General features: G+C 46.7%; 12 protein-coding genes, 2 tRNA genes and 1 riboswitch. Of the genes, 1 reads left to right on the forward strand and 13 read right to left on the reverse strand.

Translation table 11 applies throughout. From position 1 onward, the window contains the following. Window positions 1-45: 45 nt before the first annotated feature. From cobM to ACOJUR_RS13370, 10 genes are all read right to left on the reverse strand, one after another. Window positions 46-840, reverse strand: coding sequence for a precorrin-4 C(11)-methyltransferase (gene cobM / locus ACOJUR_RS13325; protein ID WP_306952501.1), 795 nt, complete (start codon window positions 838-840; stop codon window positions 46-48). Beyond that, window positions 837-1,550: a precorrin-2 C(20)-methyltransferase gene (cobI, locus tag ACOJUR_RS13330; RefSeq protein ID WP_420950275.1), complete on the reverse strand. Its 714-nt coding sequence runs from the start codon at window positions 1,548-1,550 to the stop codon at window positions 837-839. Before cobI ends, cobM begins: the two co-directional genes overlap by 4 nt. After that, window positions 1,540-2,793: a precorrin-6y C5,15-methyltransferase (decarboxylating) subunit CbiE gene (gene cbiE, locus ACOJUR_RS13335; RefSeq protein ID WP_420950276.1), complete on the reverse strand. Its 1,254-nt coding sequence runs from the start codon at window positions 2,791-2,793 to the stop codon at window positions 1,540-1,542. The genes cobI and cbiE overlap by 11 nt, the downstream gene beginning before the upstream one ends. Further along, window positions 2,783-3,877: a cobalt-precorrin-5B (C(1))-methyltransferase gene (locus tag ACOJUR_RS13340; RefSeq protein ID WP_420950555.1), complete on the reverse strand. Its 1,095-nt coding sequence runs from the start codon at window positions 3,875-3,877 to the stop codon at window positions 2,783-2,785. Before ACOJUR_RS13340 ends, cbiE begins: the two co-directional genes overlap by 11 nt. A gap of 15 nt (window positions 3,878-3,892) precedes the next feature. Further along, entirely contained in the window at window positions 3,893-4,546 is a 654-nt protein-coding gene (locus tag ACOJUR_RS13345) for a precorrin-8X methylmutase (RefSeq protein ID WP_306952496.1), read from the reverse strand. 11 nt (window positions 4,547-4,557) lie between these two features. Then, window positions 4,558-5,328, reverse strand: coding sequence for a precorrin-6A reductase (cobK, locus tag ACOJUR_RS13350; protein WP_420950277.1), 771 nt, complete (start codon window positions 5,326-5,328; stop codon window positions 4,558-4,560). Between the two features lie 15 nt (window positions 5,329-5,343). Further along, the gene (gene cobJ / locus ACOJUR_RS13355) at window positions 5,344-7,011 is read right to left on the reverse strand and encodes a precorrin-3B C(17)-methyltransferase (protein ID WP_420950278.1); all 1,668 of its coding nucleotides are present in this window, start codon (window positions 7,009-7,011) and stop codon (window positions 5,344-5,346) included. Between the two features lie 19 nt (window positions 7,012-7,030). Beyond that, window positions 7,031-7,789, reverse strand: a complete 759-nt coding sequence (gene cobA, locus ACOJUR_RS13360; protein WP_072874787.1) for a uroporphyrinogen-III C-methyltransferase — start codon at window positions 7,787-7,789, stop codon at window positions 7,031-7,033. Between the two features lie 31 nt (window positions 7,790-7,820). Then, complete coding sequence (locus ACOJUR_RS13365; protein ID WP_420950279.1) at window positions 7,821-8,735, reverse strand: sirohydrochlorin chelatase; 915 nt, start codon at window positions 8,733-8,735, stop codon at window positions 7,821-7,823. A 181-nt stretch (window positions 8,736-8,916) separates the two neighbouring features. Then, window positions 8,917-9,095, reverse strand: a riboswitch (cobalamin riboswitch). A gap of 202 nt (window positions 9,096-9,297) precedes the next feature. After that, window positions 9,298-10,149, reverse strand: a complete 852-nt coding sequence (locus tag ACOJUR_RS13370; RefSeq protein WP_420950280.1) for an SPL family radical SAM protein — start codon at window positions 10,147-10,149, stop codon at window positions 9,298-9,300. Window positions 10,150-10,703: 554 nt separating this feature from the next. Between ACOJUR_RS13370 and ACOJUR_RS13375 the strand changes: the two genes are divergently transcribed. Further along, window positions 10,704-11,711, forward strand: coding sequence for a transposase (locus ACOJUR_RS13375; RefSeq protein ID WP_420949438.1), 1,008 nt, complete (start codon window positions 10,704-10,706; stop codon window positions 11,709-11,711). A gap of 293 nt (window positions 11,712-12,004) precedes the next feature. On the opposite strand, the gene ACOJUR_RS13380 is transcribed toward ACOJUR_RS13375, so the two are convergent. The 3 genes from ACOJUR_RS13380 to ACOJUR_RS13390 all read right to left on the reverse strand — a co-directional run bounded on the left by ACOJUR_RS13380 (window position 12,005) and on the right by ACOJUR_RS13390 (window position 12,882). Continuing rightward, window positions 12,005-12,463 (reverse strand): GNAT family N-acetyltransferase, encoded by a 459-nt coding sequence (locus ACOJUR_RS13380; protein WP_420950281.1) that lies wholly within the window; start codon window positions 12,461-12,463, stop codon window positions 12,005-12,007. 182 nt (window positions 12,464-12,645) lie between these two features. Beyond that, window positions 12,646-12,719, reverse strand: a tRNA-Cys gene (locus tag ACOJUR_RS13385). Window positions 12,720-12,807: 88 nt separating this feature from the next. Then, window positions 12,808-12,882: transfer RNA gene (locus ACOJUR_RS13390), tRNA-Gly, on the reverse strand. Between the last annotated feature and the right edge of the window lie 34 nt (window positions 12,883-12,916).

A 12,916-nucleotide genomic window follows, 5' to 3' on the forward strand; every position in this document is an offset into this window, starting at 1 on the left:
GCAATGGCTGTCCCGTGCTTGGTAATAGCCACGACCGCATAAAGCTTAGTCAACCGCTATCACTCCTTTGCGGTATCTGTGAGTGAAAGACGGATCGTACAATTTTGACTTGTGTTGACCCTGGTCCGGCAAATCTGGATCAAGCGCCCAACCGGCAAGAATCATAGCATGACTAGAAATGTGCGCATCACCCATTGCACGAACCAGTCCAGAAAGTGTCGTACGAATGATTTTTTGATCTGGCCAAGTAGCTTTTTGGACCACTGCGACAGGCGTATCAGGCTCCCATCCAGCCAGCAAAAATTCATCGACCGCTTTCTTCGCCAGCGTTGCACTGAGGTAGAGTGCGACTGTGCAATGATGATTGGCCAAATCACGCAGTTGTTCACCTTCGGGCATAGGTGTGCGCCCACCCATACGAGTCAGAATGACCGTTTGGGTGAGATCAGGCACAGTTAATTCAGCGCCAACGGCCGCAGCTGCCGCAAAGACCGAACTGACTCCGGGAACTATCTCGTAAGCCACGGTTGCTTTACGAAGCAAGGATATTTGTTCTAAAATCGCGCCAAATACAGAAGGATCTCCTGTATGCACACGTGCCACACTTTTCCCTTCCCGAACTGCTTTTACCATAAGATTCACAATCTCTTCCAGAGACATTCCCGCACTTTTGTATATATCAGCTTCTGGCTTGGCATACTTGATAAGCTCATCCCGTACAAGACTGTCTGTATAAAGCACCACGTCAGCTTGTTGTAAAATTCGCATGCCTTTTACGGTAATTAACTCGACGTCTCCAGGCCCTGCACCCACAATGTATACCTTGGCTTGTAGTGTCATTTTCTCACCACCATAAGAGTCAGATAATTCAAAGAAGAACCTTGGAGTTCTCGTACATTTTTCCAGATCCGTTCTCCTGAAGAGGTCACTTTACTGCATACCATCGCTTTATCAAGAAGTTGCATATCCTCCAAAATCTCTATCATTTCATCGAGAACTTTAGCTACTTTCAAGAACACTACACAATCGTGCATTCTCAAAGCTTGGCGCATGGCCTCTTGATCGTGGTTGGCTGGAACAATAGCTACCACTTCATCGCCGTCTGCTAACGGCAGCCCCAATTGACTGGCAGCTGCATTGACAGATGATATACCGGGAACTGAAACAATATTGACTTCTGGATACTCTTTCTGCATGAGGCGACTCATGTGAATAAAGGTGCTGTATAGATTAGGGTCTCCTTCTGTGACAAAGACCACATCTTGTCCTTCGCTGAGATATGACCAGACTTTGGCTACCGTGTCCGTCCAATGTTGTTGCAAAAGTTGCGGATCTTTGGTCATAGGAAATACAAGCCCCAGCATCGTCTTTTCTGCCGGATCGACATACATTTCAACAATTTCCAGCGCATAACTCTTGCTACCCATTCTTTTGTTTGGATAAGCAATTACAGGCGCCGTTTGCATCAATCGATACGCCTTAACTGTAATGAGTTCTGGATCTCCCGGACCGACGCCTACGCCATACAAGGTACCCGGTTTAACGGACATGGTTTTCATCCTCCTCTGTTTCTGCGCGCCATGCCGTAACCAAATACACCGGATTCATACCTTCCAAGCGGGTCAAATTTAAGATAGGCTTACTGCGCGATGTCTGAACCAGTGTAATAGAAACCTGAAATCCGAGTTTTTGCAGTGTTTGCTGCGCCTGATAAAGATTTTCAATCGTTATGGCATTGACCACGATGCGACCACCAGGTCGTAGTCTCTCTGCGCAAAGAGTCAGAAGCTCAATCAACTCGCCGCCGCTTCCTCCAAGAAACACAGCATCTGGATCTGGAAATCCATCCAGTCCTTCCGGGGCTTTGGCATGGATGGCGACGAAATCGGTGCGAAATTTCACTTGGTTCTCAAAAAGGTTTTGCAAATCACCTTCATTTTTTTCCACTGCATAAACTTGCAGATGAGGTGTCGAAAGAATGGCTTCAATCGATACCGATCCAGTGCAAGCGCCGATATCCCAAAGGACTCCTCCCGGTTGTAAAGCAAGCTCCGAGAGTGCCAAGACACGAATTTCCCGTTTCGTTATCAGACCCCGATCCGGTTTACGCTGTGCAAAACTTTCGTCATCCATACCCAGTTTAAATACAGGAACTTTCGCGTTCTTACGATGCTTCAGCAACACAACGTTGAGCGGTGAAAAGTCAGTTTGGATTAAATCATCCAGAGAATACCATCCTGTCCTCTCTTGCTCGCTTCCCAAATGCTCTGCCACGAATGCGTCATATTCATTCATCTCAAACTTCTTCAGATATTCAGCAATGACTGAAGGTGTATGGACATCGTCTGTCAGCAAAGCAGCTACAGGTACGCCATGCAATTTTTGGGCTAGACCGCGAATCGACTTGCCATGCAAACTCACTACTTTTGCGGCATGCCAACTCTCTCCCGCCCTGGAAAAAGCTAGCTGAACAGAACTCAAATGAGGGATGATTTCAACGCGTTCCCGTCCTAATTTGTGGGCTAAAGTGGCTCCTATGCCGTAAAATAACGGATCACCACTCGCAAGCACGGTCACGGATTGCTGTGTAGACGACTGTTCGATTTCTTGAATCGTATCTTGCAGAGGACTGCGAATAACTCTTTTTTCTCCCGGAAAATCCGGAAAGAAGGATAGTTGCCGTTCTCCGCCATAAAGGATGGCAGAAGCGGCGATCCGTTCTAAAGTACGGACGGATAATCCGGCTTTGCCATCATCCCCGATTCCTACGATTAAAATTTGCTTATTCTTCAATTTCAGCTCCTCCTAGATATTCGCCGTTCAAAGTGGTCAAATATGTTGCAATACGCATGCCACCACCAATATGCTGAAGCACTTGCTGACAACAAGAATTTGCAACTTCTTGAAAAAATTGAGGGTATCCCCACTCCACCATCCAATCACCTACTTGACTGGCTGTATTGGCTGATAGGATGCTTTCGACTTGTTGCTCAGACACACCCACTCGCCTCGCTAAATCAGCTAGAAACGAGAAATCGATGGGAGCGCTTTTGGCATGAACCATCATGATACCCTGTGCCACTTTAGAAAATTTACCCATCATTCCCACAAAGCGAATCTCTTTCATGCCTACTCGCTTGGCATGTTTAGCGGAAAAACCGACAAAATCACCCATCTCTATAAACGCTTCTATAGGCAAATCCGGAAACATCTTCATGGCGTATTTCTCGCTACGTCCACCAGTCGTCAGTACCACTGTAGAGATTCCTTGTTCTTTGGCAACATTCATCGCGTAAGCAATACTCGCCCGATAGGAAGCTGTGGAAAAAGGAACGACAATACCACGCGTTCCTAAAATAGAGATTCCACCCAAAATGCCCAGGCGAGCATTTAAAGTCTTTTTGGCAATCTCTTCACCGTTGGGTACAGAGATGACCACTTTAACGCCTTGTTCAATGCCATATTCGGAAAGTACCGACTCCACTGTTGACTGAATCATCTGCCGTGGAACTGGATTAATAGCCGCCATACCGACAGGAATTGGGAGTCCCGGCTTTGTAACGCGTCCCACTCCAACGCCTCCGTCAATGTCTACACCTTGAGTCTCTGCCCAGGAAACGGTAGCCACTATTGTCGCACCGTGCGTCGCATCGGGATCGTCCCCACCGTCTTTAATGGTTGCAGCTTGCGCTTCGTTGGGCGAAAAATGGACATCATGCACTTGAAACGTCACCCATTCACCTGCCGGAATCCAAATGGTGGATTCCGATACTGGCTGCTGTTGGATGAGAGCCAGCAAGGCAGCTTTTGTACAGGCGGTTGCACATGCGCCTGTGGTGTATCCATGTCGAAGTGGCCCATCCGGCACATCTAACATCTCAGCCAAACATCATCACCGACCCTGTGCGTCAGCAAGAATAGACAGCGCGTTGATCACAGCTACGGCAACCGGACTTCCACCTTTACGTCCTCGGTTTGTGATGAAGGGAATATCCAGTTTCATCAGTTCCTCCTTGGACTCAGCGGCTGAGACAAAACCTACCGGAACCCCAACAATCAAACTCGGCTTAGCTAAACCTTCTTTGACGAGCCGAATCAATTCAAGGAGCGCTGTAGGAGCGTTGCCAATCGCAAAGATGGCTCCATCATGGGCTTCACACGCCTTGCGAACGGAAACGATGGCACGTGTGGTATTCAGTTCCTTTGCTTTTGCGGCTACGTCCGGATCGGAAATATAGACATGCACATCTCCTCCGTATTTGACGATGCGCGGCTTACTTATACCAACTTGGACCATCTGCACATCCGCAACGAGAGCTCGTCCCTCACGAATCGCTCGAATGCCAGCTTGTACCGCATGGGGGTGGAAAACTAAACTACGTCCAAGTTCAAAATCTGCCGAAGCATGAATCACACGCTGTACTATTGGAAATTGCTCGTCCGTAAACGGATGCGCGCCCAGTTCTTCTGTAATGATTTTGAAACTTTTTTCTTCTATTTCTTGCGGCTGTGTCGTCACTGGCTGAAAATCTGTGTTAAAATTCATAACCTCGCCTCCTAAGAGCTATAACGCTTGGCCACCTCTTCGAGAACAGCCTCTATAGACGAAAACGCTAAACCATAATCGAGTTTAGGCCGCCCAATCACCACAACCTCAATTCCCATAGCCAGAGCAGCTTCCACTTTTTCATCCACCGCACCTGGTCCACCACTTTCTTTCGTAATCACCAAAGTAGTTCCATAATGTCGGTAAAATGCTTCATTTAATTCTTTGGAGAAAGGTCCTTGCATCGCTATAATGTTTTTTTGATCCATTCCGAGTTCGGCACATTTTTGCATATTGTCAATTCTCGGCAACATGCGGGCAACTAAACGTATATCTGGCTGGCCAAGCAATTTCTCAGTAAAAATTTGCAAGGTCTTGCTACCCGTGGTTAACATGACACTGCCTCTTTTTTGAGCCGCCACCAGAGCTGCTTCTTCGTATGTATCTACATACGTAATCAAATCATCATTGCCAAAATTTTGTCTCGATCGCTCATAGCGAATATACGGCAATTGGCATTCACTGGCCGCTGCCATGGCAGTACGGTGGGCTTCCTCTGCAAATGGATGACTCGCATCCACCACTAGGGTGCTCCCAAGTTCCTGCAAGAGAGCGGTCATCGCAGACACATCCAGCCGTCCAAACCGCGCCGGCACGCCTGCCTCTTGCAAAATTTTTGCAGCATTCTCCGTAACCACACTGGCGAGAAGCGGATAACCAGCCGTTTGTAGGGCTATAGCCAATTCACGAGCATCACTTGTGCCTGCCATAAAGAAAATCACTGGCACACCCTCCTTCTAAGAGCCACAAACCGCATCAGCCACCACAGTTTGCGGCCGATCTCGATGCATAAATCCTTCAATCTCTCCGACTCGAGCAAAAAACTTATGAAATCTCTCGTCAGGAAATGCATTTTCCCGATATGCGGAAACAATTCGCTCTAATAAATCCGGCATCTCTTCAGCCGGGATTCCCTCTGCCACTCGTTGACCAGGCGCTGCGTTGCGACCCGTTGTTTTTCCACCAAGGAAAAGATCAAACTTTCCTTTGCGAAAGACAAGTCCAATATCCTCGCTGACTGCCCCGTAACAGGACATTGCGCACCCATTAAAACCAATACGCAGTTCCTTTTCTACAGGAAGACCGGCAAGTCGCCTGGAAATTTCCTCTGCATAAGGAATCCCCTCATGCTTTTCACCGTCACAAAAATCACAAGCCTTAATTTTAATCACTTCACCCACGGGTAGAACCATCAAGCCCGCAGCACGCAAGCTTTGCACCAACGATTCCGCATCCTCTGTAACCGTGCGAAGAATTAGCTGATGCGCAGTTGTATACTCAATCTCTCCCTGCTCCCCAACTAAATCGGCGATTAAAACCAATTGGGAAGAACTAAACTTCTTGTTAGCTATCCCGGGACTGACGGCAACTTCAAAAATAGACGCACGAGGAACTGGCATCTTTGTGGCAAAGCCAGTTGAACCTGCAGCGTTTAATGAGCTTGCCTCACCCTGATGAAAAGTTTGTAAAGCGGCGGCAGCCCAATCACGAGGCGTCCGATGTTCCGACTCAGAGATGATGGATTGATTCAGCAAAGATTGGGGTTCGATACGACTTCTAAGCAGCGACTCCTGCGCGGCATTCAAAGACCACGGCTCATTCTCAGGCTTGAGACGCTCTCCAGGTCGCAAGCGTTGTTCGGCTGTATCCAATGTGTATTTGCGCTGATATCCGCGTGGTGTAATCATGAGATGATCGTGGTAGAACGTTGATGAGTTACCAATAATTACAGTTGTTAACATACCAATCTCATGGTTCAACATATCATCAAGTGTTGTACGAATAACTTGTTGCCGATCTCGATAAGCGCTTTTCACCAAACCGACTGGTGTTTTCGGATTGCGGTACTTGAGAAGAATTCTCTGTGTCTCCACAATTTGCCGAGTACGCCGACCACTTTTGGGATTGTATAAAGCTATGACAAAATCTGCTGAAGCTGCAGCTTCAATGCGTTTTTCAATGATAGACCAAGGAGTCAGGTGGTCAGATAAACTGATGGTACAAGCATCATGCATGATGGGAGCACCTAAAAGAGCGGCGCAAGAATTGATGGCAGAAATGCCGGGAATAACCTCAACAATCGGAAGTTCTCCCGGATGCCAGCCACGCTCAATGAGCACTTCATACACTAATCCCGCCATGCCGTACACACCAGCATCTCCACTTGAAATCACAGCTACAACCTGACCATGAACAGCCAAATCTACCGCCTTTTGTGCCCGACTGACTTCTTCCGTCATACCTGTGCGGACAATCTCTTGATGAGTCAATAAGTCACGAATTAAATCGACATACGTGTTATACCCAATAATGACTTCACTTTCCTGAATTGCCTCGCGAGCTCGTACAGTGATATGTTCAAAGCTGCCTGGTCCAAATCCAACAATCAAAATTTTACCTTCCATATGATTCCCTCCTCTCCAGTCATTGAGCTATCTCTACAGAAGGTTGAAACCATTGCAACTTCTCCCGCATTCTGACCACATCGCCAACCACTATGACTGCTGGAGCCTGCAAACGAGCTTCTTCTACCAAGAGACAGATGTTTTCAAGTGTTCCTGACACGACTTGTTGCTTGATCGTTGTTCCCCATTGAATAATTGCAACGGGTGTTTCTGGATGACGCCCACAATCTATCAGTTTCTGGACTATTTCTTGAAGATGTCCCATTCCCATCAAGATAACCATGGTTTGACCTGATAGTGCTACAGCATCCCAAGGTGTTCCTGAAGAATAGAGGCATTCATGACCAGTGAGCACGTGAAATCCCGCAGAAAGTGTTCGATGAGTCAAGGGAATACCTGCGTATGCGGGTACAGCAATAACCGAGCTAATACCTGGAACAATTTCAAACGGGATACCCTGGTCAACCAGAAACTCCGCTTCTTCTCCACCTCTTCCGTACACAAACGGATCGCCCCCTTTTAGACGGGAGACCGTAAGACCTTGCAAAGCTTTTTCCACCAGCAAAGTCTCAATTTCAGTTTGTGGAAGTGTGTGGTGATGAGCTTCTTTGCCTACATAGATCCGCTCCACATGGTTCGGCACAAACGCCATGATTTCTGGAGATACCAGTCGGTCATAGATGACAACTTCCGAACGCTCCAGACATTCTTTCGCTTTTAATGTCAACAACCCAGGGTCACCCGGTCCTGCGCCTATGAGATAAACCATACCTGCCATATTTGCCCTCCTGTAATGAATAGGAAATGGGTTACTCACTATGAACCAACGAATGGTTGTGAGCTGCAGGGTGGGCATGCTCGTGTGAGTGATTGTGATCATGAGCATGTGAGTGATCATGTGAGTGATCATGAGCATGTTCGTGCGCTGCTAGTTTGCGATATTTGCAAAGGTCGCAGTTCATGAACGCTTGCTTTGCAGCTGCTTCTTCTATGCGGTCGATCACGATGTGAAATAGGCGGGAATGCATGCCGAAGTATTCTGCCATCGATAGCGGAATGTCAGGATAAACGGTTTGTAAATCTTGCAGAACACCTTTCATCCGCTTGATAAGGACACCTGTAAACAAGAAGTAAGGAACCACTACTACACGTTTAGCACCGAGCGATACAGCGCGGTGAACACCATCGGGAAGTCTTGGGAAAGTGATTCCTGTAAAACAAACTTCAACACTCAAGACACCCGTCCGTTCCCACAACAAACGAGCTATTTTGTATAAATCACCGTTTGCATCAGGATCGCTACTGCCTCGTCCCATCAAGACAATGGCTGTTTCAGAAATATTCATTTCAGATATAGATGCTGCTTGCTCGGCAAAACGCTCACAGAGCAAGTCGACCATTTGCTCATGAAGTCCAATATTTCTGCCGTATACCATATCGACATGTGGATATTTTTTTCTGGCGTCATCAAGAAATTCGGGGATTTCCAGTTTAACATGCGAAGCAGCGAGTAGAATGACTGGGACTACAACAATACGTTCTGCTCCCTGATGAACACAAGCGTCAATTCCTTGTGGAATAGTAGGTGTGGCCAACTCCAAAAAACATGCTTCAAAATGTTGATCCGGCAATTGATGGCGCATACGTTGGACAAATTCTAGAAATTCTTCATTTCCATCCGCATCTCGACTACCATGACCAACAAGTAATGTGATTTCTTTCATTTTTAACCTCCTCAATGTTTTGCAAGCAAGAGGAGAGTTTGCAGAAACTCTTGAATGAAAAAGCACTCTTTCGAATTCGAAAGAGTGCTTGTACACGACAAAAGTCATCCACAAACACCTCCCTATCGACCGTAGGTTCCTGGAGGAAATCTTGCATATTCATGATGCTCGATTCCATCCATGGGTGTTTTAAGAAAAGGCAGGTCTCCTGGCTTAGGATCGTAGCTGTCAATTCCCTTCCCGAGCACATGCTCAGTGGCAATGAATCACAGCTCCCCCTTACAGTGGCGGGACCGCACCGGATTTTCACCGGTTTCCCTCTTAAACTTGTCTGCGAACGAGAATGCTAAAAGCGTGGTTCCTTCATCGTTCCAAACAAAACCTTTTCTTCACTATGCAATTGTCAATCGTCTTCTTATGCATCAAATATAATCTAATCATAGGCGAACTAGTACTCCAATTTCAAGAAGAAAGAGATTTTGAGAATGTTTCTGATGTATCATCAGATAGATGGGGGTTGATTGAAGCTTTTGATAGATAGAATTGACACTTTCGACAACCCTCATTTTTGGCGCACAGAGGTAGAAAAAAACGCTTCCTCTCTAGAAACAAGCACCTTATCTTGAGGAAAAAATTTTTTAAAATAATGTGCCACTTGAAGATGCAAATCGCTTTTGTACCAATCTATGAATCCATGTTCTTGAAATAACTGAGGCATCCCTAGTCTCTCTGAACGTTTGCCAAGAGAACCATCGCCTATACTCAACGTATCTATCCAAACGCGATCGACCCATCCATTTAACAATTTGGGAAAATCTGGTGTAAAGGGCAAAACAGGAGAAATGGCGGCTTGCGTTGATATTCCAGCTTCATGAATTTCTCGTAAGGCTTCCAATCGCCGTTGAATTCCCGGCGCTAAAGGAGCAAAAATTCGCTTCACATCCTCCCGATCCGTTTCCAGGGTCATAGATACCCAAACCTCACATTTCTCATTCAGTTGAACTAATAAATTTAAATCCCTGGTCACTAGCGGTCCACGCGTTTGTATTTGCAAAAAATCGGGTGGATTTTCTACCATTTGCTCCATAACAGAGCGTGTAATTTGAGCATCCCGTTCTATGGGTTGATAGGGATCCGTGGCAGAAGACATGAAAATCTTTACAGCTTTGTTTTTCTTACGCAGCTTCAACATCTCATTTCGATAATTCTCTGCTGCGTTGGTTTTCATATCCACCCAATTTCCCCAATCCAGATCTCTAAACTTTTGAATCGGCAGTTCTCTGACATAGCAGTAACGACAAGCAAAGACACATCCGCTGTATGGATTCAAGGAATGTGTAAAACCGACATCCAAATAACCTTTGGCTTCTGTGAGAATTTTCTTGGCAGCCACATTTTTAAGCTCAACTTTCAAGCAAAACACATCCTAAACAAAAGACATCCACTCGGCGACCTCTCCAACCCAAATCGTCAGGTAATCCCGTTGATTCAATGAACGGAGATTAAGCCTTATGTGCATAGAAATAAGAGGCAATGATTAAAATGATGATTCAGAAAATTATTATACATTAAAAAGAGCCTTTCGCTGTGAAACACTCATTCAATTTGTAAAATGATAATCCAGACCCTAAAAACCCTTTATACAGAGTATATGATTGCAAAATCTCTGTATAGAGGGCGCGATCACTCAGCTAAAATCTTACCGAAAGGGTATCGGCTCACTCAAACAGAAATCTTACCGAAGGGATCGATGTGCGGATGTCCATGCAGAGTCGGCAAGAGTACCTGAGTACGATGCGCGTGCGTTACCTTAAGGCACGCACTAGGCAAGAGAAATCGCAGATTTTGGATGAGTTGGAGCGGACCCTGGGATACGCGCGGAAGTACGCGATTGCCACTATGAAACCCAAACCGGAGCACGATAAACCGCCCGCTAAGCGTACTCGCTCTCTTCGGTATAGGGATGTGATGCCCATCGTTCAAATCGTTTGGGAAGCACTCGACTATCCTTGTGCAGAGCGCTTGCATCCCGTGCTGATGTGTACTGCCGCACAGTTAGCCAATCACGGCGAGGTCAAGCTGACTCAAGAGGCAATCCGTGACTTGCAGCAAATGAGCCGTGCGACGCTGGCCCGTCGTATCGCCAAATGGAAGCGTCCCGGTCCCAAGCACATCCCTGCCGACAGACGCCCGTCCGCGCATCTGCGCTCGGAAATTCCAGTGGAACGCTATGACTGGGACGAGGACAGACCTGGTGCGTTGGAAATCGACCTCGTCGAGCACAACGGCGGATCGTCCTTGGGACACTTCGCTTACACCCTCTCCGTCGTCGACGTCGTGACGGGATACAGTAGACGCGTTGCGGTACTTGGCAGGGGCCAGCTTGGTGTCATGGCAGCGCTGGAACGCATACTAACGGAATGGCCATATCCGGTGTGGGGAATCCACAGCGACAACGGCAGCGAGTTCATCAATGCTCACCTGGTTCGTTTCACGAAGGCGAATGGGCTGTCGCTCACCAGAAGCCGACCTTACAAGAAGAACGACAACGCTCACGTGGAGCAAAAGAATCGATTCTTGGTCCGCGAAATCGTAGGTTACGAGCGTTTCGACACTCCAGAGCATGTTCAATGGCTCAACACGGTTTATGCGTGGCTTGACGTATATGCCAACGCCTGTCTGCCCATGCGCAAGGTCATTGAGAAAAAACGTAACGGCAGTCACGTGCAAAAGAAATACGACTCAGCAAAAACTCCTTTGCAACGGGCGTTCGATGCTAGTGCCATCCCAACGAACAGCCAAAAGTACTGGAGTGAGTGGGCACAGTCCCTCAATCCACTACAGCTACACCGACAACTGGTGACACTGCTGGCACAGGGACTAGGCGGGGCGAACCTTGCTCCTGCTCCGCTGCCCGCACCGGTTTCCAGGGGGATCGACAACGACAAACGAAACGGCACTCGGGACTCCTATTGAGGCCAAAACATTCGGTCTGTGGATTTGATGGACAACTCTTCAAGTTGCCCACAAGCTCCACAGACACAAAAAAAGGGGAAGCCGCTTCGCTCCTCCCCTCTGGCCTACGGCCATTCACCCCTCCCACTTCAACGAAATAGGGAATGGGTTAGATTTTTAAATGAGTTAGCCATCTCTCTTCGGTAAGATTTTTACGTGAGTTGACACGCCGCTTTCATTATTTTTTTCGTAAAATAATGATCGACCTTATTTTTCATTTCTGCCTATCGAAAAAACTATTGAGAATGACATGGTTAAGTCAAAATGTACTTCTTCATTATTACGGCAGACAAAGTTACCCCTGCCCAATTCAGTTTTATGTCCTCCAACTTTTCAAATCCGTTTGCAATCCAGAAATTAATTACTTTGTCGCTGTAACCATTGGCGACATCCAATCTGATACATTGGCTCTTTCTCGATTTGGCATAATCCTCGAATGCTCTATAGATTTGCTTACCATATCCCATATTTTGATAGTCTTGATGAACGATTAACAGCGACAAATAGGATTCTTGCTCGATTTTATAGTCAATGATTCCAACCATTTTCCCTGTACGCTTGTCAACCACCTTGCATGAACAAAATCCCGCATTCCTCATTGACTTCAGTTCTTCAGTAACCCATTCAAATGTAACTGGATAATTTTTCGTATGTTTTTCCAAAAAAATCATATTGGAGTTATACACTTCAACAACATTATCTACGTCAGACATTTCAATCGGACATACGTAGAAATACTCCGAATCAAATATCATCATTTTAGTCATCCCTTCAGGTTGAAGCAGCTTACAAGAAAAAATTGCGGTGCCAACACAGACAATTGATAAAAACCAACAGAAATAAAAAACGCAATCTCTCATGCTTCGAGAAACTGCGTCACAACTGATTTTACTTTTGGAGGCGCCACCCGGATTCGAACCGGGGATAAAGGTTTTGCAGACCTCTGCCTTACCACTTGGCTATGGCGCCATATCAAATGCATCGATGTTGAATGACAAATTATCAACCCCGAAGGGGGTAACCCTTGGGTAAGAATCCTGCTTGCCGCGACTGCTTTTGGAGCGGAAGACGGGATTCGAACCCGCGACCCTCGCCTTGGCAAGGCGATGCTCTACCCCTGAGCCACTTCCGCACATTTCATCTCTTACGCTCTGCCTTACACGACA

Source organism: Alicyclobacillus tolerans (assembly GCF_048984885.1).
Lineage (GTDB): Bacteria > Bacillota > Bacilli > Alicyclobacillales > Alicyclobacillaceae > Alicyclobacillus_I > Alicyclobacillus_I tolerans.